General features: G+C 71.8%; 21 protein-coding genes. 5 read left to right on the top strand and 16 right to left on the bottom strand.

Going from position 1 to position 17,642, the window contains the following annotated elements; genetic code table 11:
* Nucleotides 1–67: 67 nt before the first annotated feature.
* Nucleotides 68–865 (bottom strand): S9 family peptidase, encoded by a 798-nt coding sequence (locus FBZ33_RS30670; RefSeq protein ID WP_141911883.1) that lies wholly within the window; start codon nucleotides 863–865, stop codon nucleotides 68–70.
* An 84-nt stretch (nucleotides 866–949) separates the two neighbouring features.
* Here FBZ33_RS30670 and FBZ33_RS30665 point away from each other — a divergent pair, with 84 nt between their 5' ends.
* A complete protein-coding gene (locus tag FBZ33_RS30665) occupies nucleotides 950–1,552 on the top strand; it encodes a bacterial proteasome activator family protein (protein WP_088950739.1) in 603 nt (200 codons plus the stop codon).
* Nucleotides 1,553–1,571: 19 nt separating this feature from the next.
* Here the strand turns inward: FBZ33_RS30665 and FBZ33_RS30660 are convergent, their stop codons facing one another.
* From FBZ33_RS30660 to FBZ33_RS30650, 3 genes are all read right to left on the bottom strand, one after another.
* Nucleotides 1,572–2,384, bottom strand: coding sequence for an HAD family hydrolase (locus FBZ33_RS30660; RefSeq protein ID WP_141911881.1), 813 nt, complete (start codon nucleotides 2,382–2,384; stop codon nucleotides 1,572–1,574).
* A complete protein-coding gene (locus FBZ33_RS30655) occupies nucleotides 2,384–3,205 on the bottom strand; it encodes an HAD family hydrolase (RefSeq protein ID WP_141911879.1) in 822 nt (273 codons plus the stop codon). Before FBZ33_RS30655 ends, FBZ33_RS30660 begins: the two co-directional genes overlap by 1 nt.
* 197 nt (nucleotides 3,206–3,402) lie before the next feature.
* Complete coding sequence (locus tag FBZ33_RS30650) at nucleotides 3,403–4,128, bottom strand: hypothetical protein (protein WP_141911877.1); 726 nt, start codon at nucleotides 4,126–4,128, stop codon at nucleotides 3,403–3,405.
* Between the two features lie 133 nt (nucleotides 4,129–4,261).
* On the opposite strand from FBZ33_RS30650, the gene FBZ33_RS30645 reads away from it, so the two are divergent.
* The 3 genes from FBZ33_RS30645 (at nucleotide 4,262) to FBZ33_RS30635 (ending at nucleotide 6,021) form a co-directional block, all read left to right on the top strand.
* Nucleotides 4,262–4,693 carry an OsmC family protein gene (locus tag FBZ33_RS30645; RefSeq protein WP_088950735.1) on the top strand — a complete coding sequence of 144 codons (432 nt, stop codon included), beginning with the start codon at nucleotides 4,262–4,264 and terminating at the stop codon, nucleotides 4,691–4,693.
* A gap of 146 nt (nucleotides 4,694–4,839) precedes the next feature.
* Complete coding sequence (locus FBZ33_RS30640; protein WP_172862248.1) at nucleotides 4,840–5,187, top strand: metallopeptidase family protein; 348 nt, start codon at nucleotides 4,840–4,842, stop codon at nucleotides 5,185–5,187.
* A 111-nt stretch (nucleotides 5,188–5,298) separates the two neighbouring features.
* Nucleotides 5,299–6,021 carry an AIM24 family protein gene (locus FBZ33_RS30635; protein WP_141911875.1) on the top strand — a complete coding sequence of 241 codons (723 nt, stop codon included), beginning with the start codon at nucleotides 5,299–5,301 and terminating at the stop codon, nucleotides 6,019–6,021.
* A gap of 45 nt (nucleotides 6,022–6,066) precedes the next feature.
* Here FBZ33_RS30635 and pheA read toward each other — a convergent pair whose 3' ends face one another.
* From pheA to FBZ33_RS30610, 5 genes are all read right to left on the bottom strand, one after another.
* A complete protein-coding gene (gene pheA / locus FBZ33_RS30630; RefSeq protein WP_141911873.1) occupies nucleotides 6,067–7,023 on the bottom strand; it encodes a prephenate dehydratase in 957 nt (318 codons plus the stop codon).
* Between the two features lie 10 nt (nucleotides 7,024–7,033).
* Nucleotides 7,034–7,564: a hypothetical protein gene (locus FBZ33_RS30625; protein WP_255509079.1), complete on the bottom strand. Its 531-nt coding sequence runs from the start codon at nucleotides 7,562–7,564 to the stop codon at nucleotides 7,034–7,036.
* Nucleotides 7,565–7,745: 181 nt separating this feature from the next.
* Nucleotides 7,746–8,135 (bottom strand): ACT domain-containing protein, encoded by a 390-nt coding sequence (locus FBZ33_RS30620; protein WP_141911871.1) that lies wholly within the window; start codon nucleotides 8,133–8,135, stop codon nucleotides 7,746–7,748.
* Nucleotides 8,136–8,210: 75 nt separating this feature from the next.
* Nucleotides 8,211–8,669 carry a hypothetical protein gene (locus FBZ33_RS30615; RefSeq protein ID WP_088950732.1) on the bottom strand — a complete coding sequence of 153 codons (459 nt, stop codon included), beginning with the start codon at nucleotides 8,667–8,669 and terminating at the stop codon, nucleotides 8,211–8,213.
* Between the two features lie 170 nt (nucleotides 8,670–8,839).
* Nucleotides 8,840–9,577, bottom strand: a complete 738-nt coding sequence (locus FBZ33_RS30610) for a hypothetical protein (protein ID WP_141911870.1) — start codon at nucleotides 9,575–9,577, stop codon at nucleotides 8,840–8,842.
* Nucleotides 9,578–9,744: 167 nt separating this feature from the next.
* On the opposite strand from FBZ33_RS30610, the gene FBZ33_RS30605 reads away from it, so the two are divergent.
* Nucleotides 9,745–10,986: an arginine deiminase gene (locus FBZ33_RS30605; RefSeq protein ID WP_141911868.1), complete on the top strand. Its 1,242-nt coding sequence runs from the start codon at nucleotides 9,745–9,747 to the stop codon at nucleotides 10,984–10,986.
* Here FBZ33_RS30605 and FBZ33_RS30600 read toward each other — a convergent pair.
* The 7 genes from FBZ33_RS30600 to FBZ33_RS30570 form a co-directional block, all read right to left on the bottom strand.
* On the bottom strand, nucleotides 10,973–11,860 hold the full coding sequence (locus tag FBZ33_RS30600) for a DUF5926 family protein (protein WP_088950729.1): 888 nt from the start codon (nucleotides 11,858–11,860) through the stop codon (nucleotides 10,973–10,975). The two genes, FBZ33_RS30605 and FBZ33_RS30600, sit on opposite strands and share 14 nt — an antisense overlap.
* Nucleotides 11,861–11,963: 103 nt before the next feature.
* Complete coding sequence (locus FBZ33_RS30595; protein ID WP_088950728.1) at nucleotides 11,964–12,380, bottom strand: ATP-binding protein; 417 nt, start codon at nucleotides 12,378–12,380, stop codon at nucleotides 11,964–11,966.
* Nucleotides 12,381–12,440: 60 nt separating this feature from the next.
* Entirely contained in the window at nucleotides 12,441–13,895 is a 1,455-nt protein-coding gene (locus FBZ33_RS30590) for a PAS domain-containing sensor histidine kinase (RefSeq protein ID WP_141911866.1), read from the bottom strand.
* A gap of 46 nt (nucleotides 13,896–13,941) precedes the next feature.
* Complete coding sequence (locus tag FBZ33_RS30585) at nucleotides 13,942–14,730, bottom strand: glycerophosphodiester phosphodiesterase family protein (protein ID WP_141911865.1); 789 nt, start codon at nucleotides 14,728–14,730, stop codon at nucleotides 13,942–13,944.
* A gap of 10 nt (nucleotides 14,731–14,740) precedes the next feature.
* Nucleotides 14,741–15,076, bottom strand: a complete 336-nt coding sequence (locus FBZ33_RS30580) for a rhodanese-like domain-containing protein (RefSeq protein WP_141911863.1) — start codon at nucleotides 15,074–15,076, stop codon at nucleotides 14,741–14,743.
* Between the two features lie 58 nt (nucleotides 15,077–15,134).
* Nucleotides 15,135–16,073 (bottom strand): LCP family protein, encoded by a 939-nt coding sequence (locus FBZ33_RS30575; RefSeq protein WP_185755541.1) that lies wholly within the window; start codon nucleotides 16,071–16,073, stop codon nucleotides 15,135–15,137.
* A 200-nt stretch (nucleotides 16,074–16,273) separates the two neighbouring features.
* The gene (locus FBZ33_RS30570; protein ID WP_141911859.1) at nucleotides 16,274–17,551 is read right to left on the bottom strand and encodes an LCP family protein; all 1,278 of its coding nucleotides are present in this window, start codon (nucleotides 17,549–17,551) and stop codon (nucleotides 16,274–16,276) included.
* Nucleotides 17,552–17,642: the final 91 nt, after the last annotated feature.

Here is a 17,642-nt window from a genome sequence, read left to right as displayed (position 1 = left end):
AGGAGCGTTGCAGGGCCGAACACCGCCCCTCCGGCGTTCTACCTGGTCCGCGACGCTGCGTCAATGGCTATAGATCATCGTGCAGGGCCCGTAAAGCGTCGAGAACCTGAGGCCAGGCGGACGACTCAGGGTCGATCAGCCCGAAATGCTCGCATCCGGGCAGTTCAACAAGGGAGATATCGGATCCTGCGCCACGGGCTGTTGTGACGAAGTCGCGGCTCATCTCCGCCGGAACCTGTTGATCCTCCGAGCCGTGAATGACTACGGTGCGTGTTCGAATGGGTACCAACATTCGTGGATCCGCCGCCGCGTACCGGTCCGGCACCTCCGCCGGGCCGCCGCCGAGCAACGCCGCCACCGCGCCCGCGTCCAGGTCCCGCCGGTACGCCTCGCCCAGGTCGGCGACCGGGGCCAGGGCGAGCACCCCGGCCACGGTCGCCGGGGCGCTGGCCGCCACGTACATCGCCAGGTGGCCGCCGGCAGAGTGCCCGAGCAGGGTCGGCGCGGCCCGGGTCACCCGGCCGGGCAGCGCCTCGGCGGCCAGCGCCGGCAGCTCGGCCACGCCGGTCAGCACGTCGGTCAACGTGCCCGGCCAACCGCCTCCCGGCTGCCCGGTCCGCCGGTATTCCAGCTGCGCCACCGGGTAGCCGCAGGCAGCGAGAGCGGCCGCGAGCGGGCTGGTGTGCCGCCGGTCGTACTCGGCCCGCCAGAAACCGCCGTGCACCACGACGACCAGCGGTCGCGCGGGGCCGGTCTCCGCCGGGAAGCGCAGGTCGGCCACCTGATCCGGGTGGTCGCCGTACGCGACGGTCCGGTCGGGTTCCGGCGCGGGTCGGGTCAGCACGGCGCGCGGGTCGACAGGCATGGCGCGACGGTAGCGCGCCCCGCCCGGGTGTTTCGGCCCCGGGAGTAGGTCCCGGGCGGCATGGGTCGCGCTCGCTGGGTAAAGATGGACCCCATGACCGAAGCACGCTCCGCTGGACAAGACGACGAGCCCGGCCCCGACGACTCCGGCCACTCCGGCACCGTTGTGGTGGTCGGCCCGGACGGCCGGCCGATCGGCACGATGCAGACCGACGAGGGCCAGGGCGAGGACCCGACCCGCCTGGTCGAACAGCCGGCCAAGGTGATGCGGATCGGCAGCATGATCAAGCAGTTGCTGGAGGAGGTGAAGGCCGCACCCCTGGACGACGCCAGCCGCAACCGGATGCGGGAGATCCACGAGCGGTCGATCGTCGAGCTGAAGGAGGGCCTCGCCCCCGAGCTGCGCGACGAGCTGGAGCGCATCTCGCTGCCCTTCGCCGAGGACAAGGCCCCCAGTGAGGGCGAGTTGCGGATCGCGCACGCCCAGCTCGTCGGCTGGCTGGAGGGCCTGTTCCACGGCATCCAGGCGGCCCTGGTGGCGCAGCAGATGGCCGCCCGGGTCCAGTTGGAGCAGATGCGTGGCGGCCGGCAGGCGCTGCCCAGCGGCCCCGGTGGGATGGTCCCCGGGATGCCGGGCATCGCTCAGCCGGGCGGCGGTGAGGGCCACAACACCGGTCAGTACCTCTGACCGAGCGGTCGCGGCCCGCTCAGTCCAGACCGAAGACCTTCTCCAGGTACGCCGCCACGCCGTCCTCGGTGTTCGCCGTCGTCACGTCGTCGGCGACCGCCAGGACGGCGCGGTGCGCGTTGGCGACCGCCACGCCCCGCCCCGCCCAGGTGAGCATCGGCACGTCGTTGGGCATGTCGCCGAAGGCCAGCACGTCGGCGGCGCTCACCCCGAGTCGATCGCAGTACCAGTCCAGGCCGGCAGCCTTGGTCACCCCGGCGGCGGAGATCTCCACCAGGCCGGAGGACGACGAGTGCGTGGCCTCCGCCAGCCCCGCCACCGCTGCCGCGATCAGCTCGGCGAACGCGTCCGGGTCCTGCTCGCCGGCCCGGACCAGCAGCTTCACCGCAGGGGCCGAGAGCAGTTCCTCAGGCGTCTCGACCGGTCGGATACCGGCGGCGTCGGCGTCCCAGCGCAGCGGGTAGTGCGCCTCGTGTCGCATCTCCCGGCTGTTGAGGATCTCGACGGCGAAGCTGATGCCGGGCACCTCGGCGCGCAGCCTCCGGGCCACCTCGGCCAGGTGCTGCGGCGCCAGCGGGTCAGCCCGCAGCACCTCGTCGGTGAACGGGTCGTAGACCACTGCCCCGTTGGCGCAGACGGCCGGCAGAGGCTCAGCCAGTTGGTCGTACACCATCTTGAGCCAGCGGACCGGACGGCCGGTGACCAGGACGACCGGCGTGCCTTGCGCGGAGATCCGCGCGAGCACGTCGGCGGTGCGTGGGCTGACGGTGTGGTCGTCGCGGATCAGCGTGCCGTCGATGTCGGTGGCGATCAGGCGGGGTGTCTCTTGCATCACCGGGACAGTAGCCGGTCGAGGTACACCGCCACTCCGTCGTCGTCGTTGCGCAGGGTCACCTCGTCGGCGGCGGCCCGGACGTCCGGGTGCGCGTTGGCCACCGCCACCCGCGCCCAGCCGGCCCACTCGAACATCGGCAGGTCGTTGGGCATGTCACCGAAGACCAGCACGTCGGCCGGGTCGACCCCGAGGGTCTGCGCCACCACGGTCAGCCCGCTCGCCTTGTCCGCGCCGGGCGGGCAGATCTCGATGAAGCCGAGCCCGGCCTGGGTGAGCGTGGCGACCTGCGGTGAGACGATCCGGCGGGCCACCGCCAGCAGCTCGTCCACGTGGTGGTCGGCGGTCCGGGCGAACGCCTTGATCACATCGCAGGAGAGGCACTCCGCGCGGGTCCGCGCCTCGAACCGGTCCTGGTAGGGCCAGCTCTCGTGGTAGTCACCCCAGAGCGGCGCGTCATGCTCGTCGGACGCCTCGACCATCACGGTCAGCGGGCCGACAGCGGCTTCCAGGTCGGCGAGCAGCCGGGCCAGCACCTCGGCGGGCAGCCGCTCGTCGCGGAGCACCAGCGGGCCGGAGGGGTCGCTCTGGTCGACCACCCGTCCGCCGCCGGCCATCACCAGGAAGTCGGCGGCGCGGATGTCGTTGCGGGTCAGTTCGGTCAGCCGGGGGCCGCGACCGGTCGCGCCGACCACCGGAATTCCGGCGGCCCGCACCCGGTCGAGCACCCCATGGGTGTACGCGGAGACGGTCTCGTCGCTGCGGACCAGTGTCCCGTCGAGGTCGGTCGCGATCAGCTTGGGTAGTCCCGGGCGGGTCATCGTTCCTCCTTCGCCCGCCGCCGTCGCAGCCTGCCGTGCGGTCGAAAAGCCGAGGCCCGGCGTAACGGCGGGCAGCAACCGTACCTCGCGGAACGGGTCGCATCCATGACTTCCAGGCGAATCGGACGCCAACGAGCGGCACCCCTCCGGTGTCCGTCGGTCGCGGCGCGGACAGCCGTTGCCGGGATCCGCGCAGCTCAGGACGGGGTGTCGGGGCGCGCGAAAGGCGCGGCGGGGGTGACCGTCAGGTCGGCCGGCGCGGGCAGGCCGTCCTCCTGCACCGGGTCGCGGTCCCGGCGACGGCGCCAGGCACGGGCCGCCGGCGCATCCCCGGGCTGGTCGTCCTCCGGCGTCCCGGCCGGGGCCAGCCGCAGGGCCGCACCGAGCAGCACACAGGCGACGAAGGCCATGATCAGGCCGCGACCGTACTCGGCCTTGAAGCCGTCCTGTGCCGAGTAGAAGAAGGTCCGCTGACCGGAATCGTTGAGGGTGGCCGTGGCGGCGACCAGCAACGCCAGCAGGGCACCGGCCAGCGTGAGGCCGGTCAGCCGGGCATTCGACCGCACGGACGCGGTGCCGCGAAGCGCCAACACCACGGTGCAGACCAGTGCGAGAAGCCCCACCAGATAGCCGATTCCGAAGCCGCCGACCTCGGACACCCCGGCGGGCACCTCGATCGTGGCGTCCCCCTCGGGCCCGCCGTTCGGCAGGCTCATCACCAGCCACTCACCGACCATCGAGGCGACCCCGGCCACCGCGCCCAGACCGGCGAGCAGCAGGGGCAGCCGAGGGTCCTGGGTGAGCCCGGCCAGGGACCAGCCGAACCGGCGGCGCGGGGCCGGGTCGTCGTCGGCACCCCACTCGATCACGGCCAGACCGTCGGAGCGGTCGCCCTGCCGTGGGATGGGAAGCTCCTCGGACATCGGTCATCCTTCCGCCCGGGTCACGGACCTGGGTCGCATCATGGCACAGCCAGCTGTGCGTGACGGGGATCGCAGGGCGGGCGTCCGCCCCGGTCGGTCGCTCGGCGGTCACCTTTCCGCTAGCGTTCTCCCCATGCCTATCCGTACCGCTTCAGCACAATGGCAGGGCAATCTCACCGAGGGCGCCGGCACCGTCCGCACCGGTAAGGGCGGCCTGTCGGGCAACTACTCGTTCAAGTCGCGCTTCGAGGAGGGCGAGGGCACCAACCCCGAGGAGCTGATCGCCGCCGCGCACGCCGGCTGCTTCTCGATGGCGTTCTCGAAGGCCCTCGCCGACGCGGGCTCGACGGCCACCTCGGTCGAGACCACCGCCAAGGTCCACCTGGACAAGACCGACGCCGGGATGACCGTGACCCGGATCGACCTGGAGACCGTCGGCCAGGTCCCAGGCATCGACGACGCGGAGTTCCAGAAGCTCGCCGAGGCCGCCAAGGCCAACTGCCCGATCTCCCGCCTGCTCTCGCCCGGCGCCGAGATCACCCTCAACGCCCGCCTGGCTTCCTGAGCCGGTCGACCCACGAACCGCTCGACCACGGAGAGAGTCCTCGCCCACCTCGGGAATCACTCTCTCCGTGGCCCCGCGGATCCCTGCGGTGCTCCAACTGACCGGGCCGGGCGCACCCCGCATCGGGCAGAATGGGTGAGGTGCCGGTGGAGATGACCCGCGAGCGCTTCGAGGAACTGGTCGGCGATGCCCTCGACGAGGTGCCCGAGGAACTGCTCGGCCTGATGAGCAACGTGGTGATCCTCGTCGAGGACGACCCGCCGCCGGGCGAGGCCGACCTGCTCGGTCTCTACGAGGGTCACGCCCTCACCAGCCGCGGCTGGGACTACTCCGGCGTCCTGCCGGACCGGATCTTCATCTACCGACACCCGATCCTGCGGATCTGCGACAACGACGATGACGTCATCGACGAGGTGGCGGTGACCGTGGTGCACGAGATCGCCCACCACTTCGGCATCGACGACGAGCGGCTGCACGCACTGGGCTGGGGCTGAGCGCCACCGCTCAGCGGCAGCCGGTCCTCGCAGCGCGGCCGCTGGCACGTGGTTGCCCGGGTCGCCTACCTTCGGTGCAGCGACCGCAACCCTGTCAGGAGGCACCCTTTCATGCGCAGCGAGCTGTTCTCCTCGGAGAATCTGGAAAAGGAGTCCGCACAGCCCGGCATGCGGCTGCAGAACTCCAAGATGTTGAAGATCGAGCTCAACGGTGAGGCGATGGCCCGGGTCGGGTCGATGGTCGCCTACCAGGGAAATGTGCAGTTCCAGGCGCTGGGCTCGGGTGGGCTCGGCAAGTTCCTCAAGCAGAAGCTCACCGGCGAGGGCGTCCCGCTGATGAAGGTCTCCGGCCAGGGTGACGTCTTCCTCGCCGAGCTGGCCAAGGACGTGCACATCATCGACCTGGAGCCGGGCGACGCCCTCTCCATCAACGGCTCCAGCGTGCTCGCCTTCGACTCGACCCTGCAGTACGACATCAGGATGGTCGGCGGCGCCGGGATGGCCTCGTCGTCCGGCCTGTTCAACTGTGTGTTCAGCGGCTACGGCCGGATCGCCATCACCACCAGGGGCACGCCGGTCGTGCTCAACGTGGACGCCCCGACGTACGTCGACCCGCAGGCCGCGGTCTGCTGGTCGGCCAACCTCCAGACCGGCTACCACCGGGCCGAGCAGATGGGCCTCGGCACGCTGCTGGGCCGACGCACCGGTGAGTCGTTCACGATGAGCTTCGCCGGCCAGGGCTTCGTGGTGGTGCAGCCGTCCGAGGAGCCGCCGGTCATGGGCAGTGGCCAGCAGCAGCAGGAGGGCGGTCTGCTCGGCGGTCTGCTGAGCTGACAGCGGCGGTGCGGGCGCTCCCGAGTTTGGGAGCGTCCCGCCTGGTCAGGTCAACTCGCCGGTGCGCAGTCGGGCCAGCCAGGCCGCTGCGTCGGCGTAGTCGACGTCGGAGAGGCCGGCCGGTGCGGGCACCGGCCGCTCGCCCGCCGACTCGGCCCACCGGTGCCGGGGATACGAGCCCAGGAACCGGACGTCGGCGCAGACCCGGCGGAGCCCCTGCAACGCCTCGCCCAGGCGTACGTCGGCCACGTGACCGGTGCAGTCCAGGAAGAAGACGTACCGGCCCAGCGCCTCGCCGGTCGGGCGGGACTCGATGCGGGTCAGGTTGACCCCGCGGACGGCCAGCTCCATCAGCACCGACAGCAGCGCGCCGACCCGGTCGTGGGCGATGTAGACCGCGAGCGAGGTGAGGTCGTCGCCGGTCGGCGGTGGGGGCGGCCCCGGGCGGGACACCAGCACGAACCGGGTCACCGCGTCGGGATGATCCGCGATCTTGTCGGCGAGTATCGCGAGCCGGTGCCGGGCCGCCCCGATCGGTGCGCAGATCGCCGCGTCGTACTCGCCGGCACCGGCACCGGCGGCAGCCGCGCCGTTGGACAGCACGTCGACCACGACGGTGTCGGGCAGGTGGTCGCGCAGCCAGCCCCGGCACTGGGTGGACGCCTGCGGGTGGGCCGCCACCGTCCGGATCGAGGTCAGCGACGTCCCGGGTCGGGCGCCGAGCACGAACTCCACCGGCAGGATCACCTCCCGGGTGATCACCAGCGGCTCGCCCTCGGCCATCTCGTCCAGCGTGACGCCGACCGCGCCGCCGATCGAGTTTTCCAGCGGCACGAGCGCGGCATCGGCGTCGGAGTCACGGACGCTGTCCAGTGCCTCACCGACGCTGCGGGCGGGCGTACGGGTGCCGCGCTCGGCGGCGGGGACGGAACGCAGGGCCTGCTCGGCGAAGGTGCCCTCCGGCCCGAGGTAGACGAAACGTGTCGGCGGTGTTCCCGGCATGCCGATCAGCCTACGCACCCGGGCCGGCGGCCGGACCGGCCTCACAGGCGAGGGCACGGATCCCGGCGGGGCCGGTGGCGCGTACCTCGATGGTGCAGACGTCCGTGCCGGCCGTGACCAGCGTCGGTGCGGCCGCCTGGCCCCGGGTTACCACCTGGAGTTCCTCGTGGCCGGTCACCTCCAGCACGGTGAACTGCCAGTCGGCGGCGCAGAGTGGGCCGGTGCGGACCTGGACCCGGACATTGGCCGGGAGGACTCCCGCCCGCCCGCGCAACAGCTGCACCACCCGCTGCCCGGTCGGCCCGTTGCGGCAGGCGGTCGCGACCAGACCGGCATCGGCGGTGGGCGTGACCGTGACGGGCGGCGGTGCGGTCACCTGCGGGGTGGAGGGAGCGGTGCTCGCGCCAGGTGGCGTCGGTGCCGCGGTGTGGGTGGGCAGGGCGGTCGGCTCACTCAGCTCGGGTGGGGCGCCACAGCCGGCCAGCACCGTGACGACGAACACCGCGAGTGCGACCGGCAGGACCCGGGCGGCGGTCCGCACGGGGACGCGACCGGTCGACCGGCCAGGAGTCGCCGGTGAGATGTGGATCGTCGCTCGCGATGGGGGAGACGCGGGGCGGGGTGGGGTGAACGGCACGGGCCGATCCTCGGGACATCGGAGAATTCGTCGCGGCCGGGGTGGCCGAGCCCATCGTAGGGTGAGCGGCCGGTGGGGGTGAAGCTCAGCCGGTGACGCGGTGCCCGGCGCGCTGTAGCGCGGCAGTGCCCTCGGTCAGCCGGACGGCCGGCACCAGCAGATAGTCGGTGTCGAAGGTGGAGAACGTGACCACGCTGACCCGTGCCTCGGCCAGCGGGTCGACCAGCGCGGCCAGGCTGCCGATGGCGGCCATCCCCACCGGGGCGGTGACCCGCAGACAGCGCCACACGGTTTCCACCACGGCCTGTGCCGGAGCCCGGTCGGTCGGGCAGATCACGGAGATCCCGTCGGAGGTCCAGCTCACCGTGACCACGTCGGTGTCGCGAAGCCCGCTGGACAACGCGTACGGCAGGGTGGTGCCGGCGGCCAGGCGGCACACGGCGTAGTCCCCCGGCAGCAGCGCGATATCGAGCATGAGGGCACCCTACGGCCTGCGCGCGGGCTCATCCCAGCAACGCCGCGTGCGGCGAACAACACACTCCGCCGCAGGTCAGACCTCGGAGAAGAAGGTGAGCGAACCGGCGACGGTGCCGTCGGTGAGCACCGGAGTGGAGATCGCGTCGACGGTCGCGTCGGAGTTGTCGGCCGAGGCGGCCTGCACCCGGAGCAGCCCACGGGCGAGTCGGCCGGAGGAGAGCGCCAGCAGGGGCGGGATCTTGTCGGCCTCGGCCTCGGTCAGCTCGCCCCGGTTGGCGGTGAAATCGAGCAGGCGCAGCCCTCCGTCGAGCAGCGGTCGCCCGATCAGAGCGCCCGGCTCGCCCAGACAGAGCAGCTCGCAGCCGGCCGTGGAGATCGCCACCACCCTCGTGTCGGCGTCGATCAGCAGGCACGGCTCGTCGGCCCGGGACACTGTCGAGGACCATTGGCCGACATTGTCGGACTCCGGCTCTGTCGAGGCCCGCGCCGCCGGCACGAACGCTTCCGAGAGCGAAAGTTCGACGTGGGCCACCGCGCCTCCTATGTGCACCGATCGACTGTCCACGCTAGCGGGTCGCCGACGAATCACCGAGCGCACCTGGTCACCCAGGCCGCACAGCCTGAACCGAGGCGGCCGGTGACGGCGCGGGAAGCCGGTGAGGTGGACGGGGGGACCGGAGCCGCGTGGCGTCGCCGGTGACGTTACCGGCGACTGGCCGGCTTGTCAGCGGCCGTTCGGCCCTCGTCATACCACCGGTAGTCGGCAGCTGGACGGTACGTGCCGTTCAGCCAGGTGCCAGGGTGCTGTGCGACCCGGGACAGTTTCTCGGCCGTGGCAGGGCTGATCCGACTGCCACCGGCCACGAGAAGCCGATCCAGCTCGCGGTGGGTGGCCATCAGACAGTCCTTCGGAAGGCCGTAGACACTGATAACGCCGGAGCCGACGAAGGTCAGCACCGGCGTCACCGGGACGGGCAGCCCCACCGCGTCGGAGAGGGCCTTGCTGGCCCGCTTGGCGTCCCGGCGGGACTCGGCCACGTACGGCGGTCGCTTGCCGTTGATCTGCACGACGTCCCCCGCGACAAGCACTCTGGCCCGGCCGTGGTCGGCGATGGTCACGGCGAAGAGGCCGCTCGGCCCGATGGCGAGGAACCCGGCGCGCTCGTCCTGACCACGGTCGAGGACGTCTGTCACGTCGGTGCGCGGCCATTCGATCACGTGCCAGGAGGGCCCGAGGTGATCGAGTTGGCCCAGCGCCCGCGCCCCGGCCGCCTCCAGGCGGCGCGCCCCTCGCTCGGCCCGACGGCGGCGGGCCCATTCGAGCGGTGTCGGACGGATTGGTTCGAGAACCCCCGTCGACTCGGCACGGGGGTGTGGCACCGCGACGGGCGGCAGTGCCCGAGCGGACGGTACGGCTCGTCGTGCGGGAAAGACAGTCATCGTCGTCGACCTCCGGCAAAAGGTCCCTCGAAGTTATGTCCCCACTACCCTACGTTGCCACTACCGGGGTTCGGCAAGCCGGAGCGCCGGAATGACTGTGGATGAATGCCATATTCATCCACAGTTCTTTTCTCGGATGCCGCCAAACCCTGCCCTACGCTGCGGGAGTGACCCACTACGTCGACAGTGAAGTCGGGCGGCTCGGCACCGTACTGCTGCACCGGCCCGGCCCCGAACTGGCCCGGCTCACCCCACGCAACAACGACTCGCTCCTGTTCGACGCGATCCCCTGGGTCGGGCGGGCCCAGGAGGAGCACGACGCGTTCGCCGCCGCCCTGCGCGAGCGCGGGGTGGAGGTGCTGTACCTGGCCACCCTGCTGGCCGAGACGCTTGCCGTCGCGGACGCCCGCGCCGAGCTCACCGAACAGGTGCTGCGCTCCCGACGGCTCGGCGACACCCTGCGGGCCCGCGTCGCCGACCACCTCTCCTACCTGGACCCGGCGGCACTGGCCGACGTGCTGACCGCCGGGCTGGCCCACGAGGAACTGCGGATCAGCTCGGAGCGGCCCGGCGGGCTGGTCTACACCCTGATGGATCGGCACGACTTCGTCATCGACCCGCTGCCCAACCTGCTGTTCACCCGAGACTCGTCGCTCTGGATCGGCGACCGGGTCGGCGTCACCAGCCTGGCCATGCCCGCCCGCCGCCGCGAGACCACGCTGACCGACGCCATCTACCGGCACCACCCGCGCTTCGCCGGCACCGAGTTCGTCTACCGCCCCAACCTCGAACACCTTGAGGGTGGGGACGTGCTGCTGCTCGCGCCCGGGGTGCTGGCGGTCGGGGTGGGCGAACGGACCACACCGGCCGGTGCCGAACGCCTCGGCCGGCAGGTCTTCGCCGCCGGCCTGGCCCACACCATCCTGGTGGTGCCGATCGCCCAGAAGCGCGCCACCATGCACCTCGACACCGTCTGCACGATGGTCGACGTGGACGCCGTGCTGATGTACCCCAACATCGCGAGCACGCTGTCGGCGTACACCGTCATCGCCGGCGCGGACGGTGAGGACCCGCGGGTGGACGGGCCGGCGCCGTTCCTGCGGGCCGCCGCCGACGCGATGGACCTCGACCTGCTCCGGGTCATCGACACCGGGCTGGACCCGGTCACCGCGGAACGCGAGCAGTGGGACGACGGCAACAACACCCTCGCGCTGGCGCCCCGGCTCTGCGTGGGCTACGAGCGCAACACCGAGACCAACGCACAGTTGGAGCGAGCCGGCATCGAGGTGATCCCGATCGCTGGCTCCGAGCTGGGATCCGGCCGGGGAGGGCCGCGCTGCATGTCCTGCCCGATCAGCCGCGAGCCGTTGCCGGCCGGAACGGGCCGGGCCGGGCTCAGCGGAGGGTGAGCTGGCGGCCGAGTAGCCCCTGACGGGCGCGTCGGCCGGCGGCGTCCAGCGGGTCGGTGGCGGCGAGCGCCTCCGCGTACCGCTTCGCGAACTGCGCCACCGGGTCCTCCCAGTCGGCGGCCGGAGTCTCCTCCGGGAGGTCCCAGACCGGCACCAGACGGCCGTGCGCGCGGAACATGCCGGCGAACTTGGTCTGCTCGCCGAGCGTCAGCGAACCGGCCGCGCCGAGGCGGGCCAGCGCGTCCAGGGCGGCGTCCTCGTCCTCGGGCAACACCCAGCGCACGTGTGCCTTCTCCGGGACCTGACACCAGTACGCGGCCTTCGCGGCGGTCAACCGCACGGTCGGGTAGATGGCCGCGTTCGCCCGCTCCAGAGACGCCTGGACGGTCGGATCATCGCCGGCCCCGGGGTCGAGCCAGAACTCGAAACCTTCGTGCATCGTGATGTCCAGTGGACCGTCCGCGAGGATGTCCTGGAGGCGTGGGCCGGGGCCGGGCAGCGGCGGCACGGCCACCTGGCCACCCGGCTCGGTCCGCAGTGCGCAGAGCAGCGCCTCGGCCAGGTCCCGGGAGACGTCACCGGACTGCTGGTGGCGCTGGAGGCCGATGAGCACCCGACCGTCCGGCTTGCTGATCGCCGGGGCGGCCATCGGCAGCACCGTGGCGAGCGTCGCCGACCGGTCGCCGAACTCCTCGACCAGGGCGGGTGCCAGTCGCAGCGGCGCGGAGGCGGCCGGCACCAACTCGCGCAGGGCGATCCACTCGGGTTCGTCGACCAGCCCGTCGAACGGACGCGGCACGAAGATGTCCCGCACCTTCTCCCGGCGGGGGGCGGTGTCGGCTGCGGTGCGCTGGCTCTTTCGACGCTTGCTCACGGCGTCACAGCCTAGAGCCCCGACCGGCTTTCCGTGGGCGGGACCCACCCATCCCGAGCCGGTCGAGCACCGGTCCCGGCGACGAGGTCAGGATCAGCGACGGTCAGCGTGCCGGCACCAGGTCGGGTCGGGGTGCCGGCACCGGGTCGAACTCGGCCCAGACGCGCTGGCCCATGCCGTCGCGCTCGACTCCCCAACGGGTGGCCAGACCGGCCACGATGTGCAGCCCTCGCCCGTCCGCCGCGTCGAGGCTGGCTGTCCGGATCCGCGGCCCGGTGCTCGCACCGCCGTCGGTGACCCGCAACTGGATCAGAGCGCCCTCGGCCGAGGGGCGTAGGTGCCAGGCCACCCGGATGACTCCGCCGGGCAGCGGCCGGGCGTGCCGCACGGCGTTACCCACCAGCTCCGCCAGCACCGCGATCAGATCCGCGAGAAGCGTCGGGGGTACGACGTCCGCCAACTCGCCGGCGAGCCGGTGCCGGGCCAGCCGTGCCCCGACCGGGTGGTGGGGAACCACCACGCACCACGCCCGCTCTCTCGCTGCCGCTGCCACCGTCGCCTCCACGTCGCGCCACCTCGGTCAACCGCGTGGTAGCCGCACCTCTGCGACCGTACCGCCGCCGGTCCTCGGACGTAGGGATACCCATCCATTCTGTTGTTCAACGATCCGGCGGACGAGATAGAGGCCGAGCCCTGCCCCCGGATAGCCGCGCCGGTCGCCGGACTCGCCCTGCCAGAACCGGTCGAAGGCCCGCTCCACGTGCTCCGGTCGGATGCCGATGCCCCGGTCGCTGACCCGGAACGCCACCAGTTGACCGTCCACCGAGGCGGTGATCTCGATCGGGGAGTCCGGTGCCGAGTACTTGCCGGCGTTGGTCGTCAGCTCGGTCAACACGGTGGCCAGGCTGGGCCGGTGGCCGAGCGCCTTGGGCAGGTCGGTCGGGAGGAGCAGCACCAGCCGTCGACGCAGGTCCGCCGGCAGGTCGCCGACGGCGGAGCGCAGCGCCTCGCCGAGGTCGAAGGGGGTCGCGGGGTCGTCCCCGGGCCCGGTCTCGGCGGCCGAGGAGAGGAGACGGTCGACCAACCGGGCCAACTCGTTGGCACGCTGCCCGATCACCCGGGCGGCCTGCCGCCGGTCCACCTCGGTGAGCGACTCCCAGTGGTCGGTGAGGGTGTCCGCGTACCCCTTGATGACGGTGACCGGGGTGCGCAGCTCGTGGCTGGTCACCGCGACGAACAGTTCCCGGTCGTGGTCGCGGCGCTGCTGGTCGGTGATGTCGCGGAAGGTGACCACCCGCAACGTGCCCGGGCCGGGCAGCTCGCCGGAGGTGATCCGCAGCCAGCGGCCGTCCGGCATCCGGTGGTCCCGGACCTGGCCGGAGGGGGGCAGCGGGAACGGCAACGGCGCGCTCAGCGCCTGCTCGACCGACCGCCCGGTGACCTGGGCGGCGGCCGGGTTCCAGAGTCGGACGTGCCCGTCCCGGTCGACGACGGCCAGCCCGTCGGCGAGTGCCGCCACCACCGGGCCGTCGCCGTGCACCGGCAGGCCGCTCTGGTCGCCGTACATGTGCGCGACGCAGGAGGCGAGGTAGCCGATCACCGCCTGCTGGTCCGGGCCCGGCTCGTCGTCGTCCGAGTAGAGCGCGTGCATGCTCCCGACGATGTGGCCGCCGACCTCCGCCCGGGAGACCACCATCCAGTGCAGGTCGCTGCCGCTCAGCTCGCCGGCCAGCTTGCCGTTGAGGTGGTCCACCCGTACCTGGCGTACCCGTGGCCCGGCGAGCAGACAGACGGTGTCCGGGTCGTCGGCGGCCAGCGGACGACCGAGGGCCCATTCCGCCGCGCCGGTCGCGGAGATCACGCGACCACCGGTCGGACCGAACTCGACGAACGCCATACCGGTCGCGCCGAGTGCCGGCTGGGCCACCCGGAGGAGCTGGGTGAGGACCGGCAGGCCGGCGTCCCCAGAATTGATCATCTCGATCACGACGGTGTGGCCGGCGAGGAGAGCGGGGAAGTCAATACGCTCCGGCATGGGGGCGAGTCTGCCCCGTCGACCCGGATTTGGGCACCCCCGCCCGTCAGCGGCCCAGCCGGGCGAGGGCGTACGCCGGCCGGTCGGTGATGATCCCGTCCACCCCGGCGGACAGCACCAGCTCCAGGTCGGTGGGCTCGTTGACCGTCCAGACGTACACCTCGTTGCCGGCCGCTTGGAGCGCGGGCAGCAGCTGCGGACGGCCCCGGACCAGGCCGATGCCCGGCCCGGCGATGCGGGAGCCGAACGGCAGCCGGCCCAACCGCAGCCAGGGCGGCAACACCTCCAGCAACAGCACGGTGGGCAGCGTCGGGGCGAGTTCGCGCACCCGGCGGACCGCCAGCGGGGAGAACGACATCACGGTGACCTGCACCCTGTCGTCCGGCGCCGGGTCGGCCAGCCCGTAGCGGCGCAGCAGGCTGACCAGTCGGCGTTCCACGTTCGAGCCGTAGCGGGACGGGTGCTTTGTCTCGACCAGCAGCCGGACCGGCCGGCCGGCGTCGAGCACCGCGTCCAGCAGCCGGGCCAGGGTGAGCAGCCGGGTGTGCGAGTCGTCCGGCGGCAGGTCGCCGCTCGGTGCACTGCCCGGATGCCACGAGCCGAAGTCCAGTGCGTCCAGCTCGGCGAGCGTACGCGCGCTGACCAGACCGCGACCGTTGCTGGTGCGGTCGAGTCGACGGTCGTGTACGCAGACCAGGTGCCCGTCCCGGGTCAGCCGGACGTCGCACTCCAGGCCGTCGGCGCCCTCGTCGAGAGCGCGAAGGTACGCGGCGAGGGTGTGCTCGGGAAGGTCGTACGAGGCGCCGCGGTGCGCGAAGACCAGTGGACCGCCCATGCCGTCCGCCTCAGATGACCTGGCCGGGCTGCCCGTTCGCGTCGACCACCGGTCGGCCGACGGCAGACCACTGGCGCATCCCGCCGTCGGCGTTGCGCACCTGCTCCCAGCCGTTGTTGATCAGGTAGGCGACGACCTGGGCGGAGCGGCCGCCGGAACGGCAGACGACCGCCACCTCCCGGTCGGTGGGCACCTCGGCCAGCCGTGCCGGCAACTCCATCATCGGCAGGTGGTGAGCGGTGGGGGCGTGGCCGGCCGCCCACTCGTCGTGCTCCCGCACATCCAGCAGGTAGGTCTCGTCGGCAATCTCGGTCACGGGCACGGTGGGAACCTGGGGTCCGAACACAGGAAGCAACACTAGATCCTCGTAGGCCGGTTCGGCACCGACCCGGCCTACGACACCGTCACAACCGGGTCACCCAGCGGGGGTTGACCTGCGCCCAGGCGGGCACCCGGGTGCCGCGAACCGCCTCGAACAGCCCGTTGCCCCCGTTGTCCAGCACCACGTACGAGACCTCGTCGATGGTCTGCGGTGACGAGGGCACCTGGACACCGCGCATCCCGTCGGGCGGCAGCGCGCGCAGCGCGAGGAGCAGGTCCTCCAGGGGTACGCCGTTGGTGTCGACGGTCAACGACCCGCCGACCGCCCGGAGCACCTGGTCGAGCTTGATCGGGTTGCTGCGGAGGTCCGCCCTGCCGGCGCTGTCCAACATCGCCCGGAGCAACTGTTGCTGGTGGTGCTGCCGGTCGTAGTCGCCGCCGGGCAGGTCGTATCGCTGCCGGACGTAGTCCAGTGCCTGTGCCCCGTCCATCTGCTGACAGCCGACGGGAAAGACCCGGTTGGTGTGGATCGAGCGGACCTCGGTGTCCACGCACATCTGGACCCCGCCGAGCAGGTCGATGACCTTGCGGAAGCCGGAGAAGTCGATCAGTGCGGCACCGTCGAACCGGATGCCGGTGAGTCGGGTCAGCGTGGCGGAGAGCAGTTGGGCGCCGGCCTGCCCGCCGCCGCCGTGCTCGTACGCTGCATTGATCTTGTCCTGGCCGCCGCCGAAGCCGTTCCCGGCAGGGATGGCGACCAGCAGGTCACGGGGAATGGAGACGAGGTACGCCTCCCGCTGGCCGGCGGGTACGTGCACGATGAGGATGGTGTCCGAGCGTTGGTCCGGCCCGCTGCCTCCGGGGCGGCGGTCGGAGCCGACCAGGAGGTAGTTGAGCGGCCCGTCCAGGTCGGTGCGGTCGGTGCGGGAGCCTGCGTCGAGCAACTGCTCCTTGGTCACCGTTCGCTCGTACCGGTTGCTCAGCGTCCTGATCCCGGCCACGGCGAGCCCGGCCAGCAGCACGAGGACCAGGCCGACGCCGAGCATGATCCGCGACCCGCGGGCGCGGCGTGCTCGGGCCGACGGGGCCGCTCCGGCCCGGCCCGCCGCGTTCCGTCCCCACCTGGACGTGACCGCCTCCCCGCAGCCGATACGTGAAACCTGCTCACGTCAGGCTACGGGCGGTGACGATGCCGTCGCTGGGTTTTCGCGACTCCCGGCCGTCACTTGCGGTTGGAGATCACCTCGGGGTGGGTGAAGACGAAGTCGGCGAGCTTGTCCTGCTTGACCGCCCGGAACATCTCCTTGGTCTCCTCGTTCAGACCCTCGGTGTTGTTGCCGTTGGCGTTGAAGGTGCCGTTGTTGGTCTTGAGCATGGTCAGCTCGTTGCCGGTGACCCCGCGCATGGTGAAGATGAAGTCCTCGATCGGCACGCCGCCGGTGTCCAGCACGGACGCCTCGCCGGCCGCCTTGATCAACTGCTTGATCTTGGCCGGGTTGGTCAGCATCCCGCGGTCGGTGGCCTTCTTGGCCATTGCCTTGATCAGCTGCTGCTGGTTCTGCTGGCGGTCGTAGTCGCCGTTGCGGAGGGTCTTGCGCTGCCGGGAGTAGTCCAGTGCAGCCCAGCCCTCCATCTCCTGGCAGCCCTTCTTGTGCACCACCGGGGTGCGCGCCTTGCCGGTCTTCTTGGCGTCGGCGTTCCACATCGGCTTGCCGTCGACGTACGACATGTGCAGCGACTTGACTTCCTGGCTGACACAGATGCGCACCGTGCCCAGGGTGTCGATGACGTTCTTGAAGCCACCGAAGTTGATGATCGCCGCGCCGTCGAAGCTGATCCCGGTGAGGCGCTTGATCGTCTGCGCCATCAGCTGCGCGCCACCCTCCCAGCCACCACCGTTGCGGGCACCCGCCTGAAACGCGGCGTTGATCTTGTCGGTGCCGCCGGTGAAGCCGCTCTTCGGGAACGCCGGGATCTGCGCCTCGGTGTCCCGGGGGATGGAGATCAGGTACGCCTGGTCGTGCGTGGCCGGGATGTGCAGGATGATGATGCTGTCCGAGCGGACGTCGTCGGCGGCCCAGCGCTCCCGGGCGTCCACGCCCAGCAGCAGCATGTCGATCGGCCCCTCCAGGCTCGCCCCGCCCTCGGCGTCGGACTTGCCGGCCTCCCCCAGCAGGTTGCGCTGAGCGATGCCGCCGGTCGCCTGCCCGATCACCACCTTGCTGCCGACGATGGCCGCCCCGCTGCTGAGCATCAGCACCGCCCCGAACACCACTGTCAGCCGGGCCCAGAGGGGGTCCTTGCGCTTGGTCCGCTTCTTCGCCGACCCACCGCCACCCGCGCCGCCGCCACCCGAACTGCCGCCGTCGCCGCCGCCGGGCGGACGACCGCCCGGTCCGCCGCCCGAGGGGCGTGACTGCACTGGTATGGCCGCAGAGATCCGGCCGCTGGGCGCGGCAGACCCGGAGGAGGAAGGGCGACGACTGGCCTGAACCGGCATTCGTGCTCCAGCTCGTGATCAGGAGGGGGCGGCACCACTGTACGGACATGAAAACGACTTGGCGAGTTCATCTCGGATGAATCGGATGTCG

It is taken from the genome of Micromonospora sp. A202, assembly GCF_006715105.1.
Classification (GTDB): Bacteria; Actinomycetota; Actinomycetes; order Mycobacteriales; family Micromonosporaceae; genus Micromonospora; species Micromonospora zamorensis.
Note: the sequence above shows the minus strand (reverse complement) of the source record. Positions and strands in the feature narration are given on the sequence as shown.

Excerpts from the sequence above, each read along its gene's own strand:
- FBZ33_RS30670 (WP_141911883.1), bottom strand. The coding sequence starts at position 865 with ATGCCTGTCGACCCGCGCGCCGTGCTGACCCGACCCGCGCCGGAACCC.
- FBZ33_RS30665 (WP_088950739.1), top strand. The coding sequence starts at position 950 with ATGGACCCCATGACCGAAGCACGCTCCGCTGGACAAGACGACGAGCCC.
- FBZ33_RS30660 (WP_141911881.1), bottom strand. The coding sequence starts at position 2,384 with ATGCAAGAGACACCCCGCCTGATCGCCACCGACATCGACGGCACGCTG.
- FBZ33_RS30655 (WP_141911879.1), bottom strand. The coding sequence starts at position 3,205 with ATGACCCGCCCGGGACTACCCAAGCTGATCGCGACCGACCTCGACGGG.
- FBZ33_RS30650 (WP_141911877.1), bottom strand. The coding sequence starts at position 4,128 with ATGTCCGAGGAGCTTCCCATCCCACGGCAGGGCGACCGCTCCGACGGT.
- FBZ33_RS30645 (WP_088950735.1), top strand. The coding sequence starts at position 4,262 with ATGCCTATCCGTACCGCTTCAGCACAATGGCAGGGCAATCTCACCGAG.
- FBZ33_RS30635 (WP_141911875.1), top strand. The coding sequence starts at position 5,299 with ATGCGCAGCGAGCTGTTCTCCTCGGAGAATCTGGAAAAGGAGTCCGCA.
- pheA (WP_141911873.1), bottom strand. The coding sequence starts at position 7,023 with ATGCCGGGAACACCGCCGACACGTTTCGTCTACCTCGGGCCGGAGGGC.
- FBZ33_RS30620 (WP_141911871.1), bottom strand. The coding sequence starts at position 8,135 with ATGCTCGATATCGCGCTGCTGCCGGGGGACTACGCCGTGTGCCGCCTG.
- FBZ33_RS30610 (WP_141911870.1), bottom strand. The coding sequence starts at position 9,577 with ATGACTGTCTTTCCCGCACGACGAGCCGTACCGTCCGCTCGGGCACTG.
- FBZ33_RS30590 (WP_141911866.1), bottom strand. The coding sequence starts at position 13,895 with ATGCCGGAGCGTATTGACTTCCCCGCTCTCCTCGCCGGCCACACCGTC.
- FBZ33_RS30585 (WP_141911865.1), bottom strand. The coding sequence starts at position 14,730 with ATGGGCGGTCCACTGGTCTTCGCGCACCGCGGCGCCTCGTACGACCTT.
- FBZ33_RS30570 (WP_141911859.1), bottom strand. The coding sequence starts at position 17,551 with ATGCCGGTTCAGGCCAGTCGTCGCCCTTCCTCCTCCGGGTCTGCCGCG.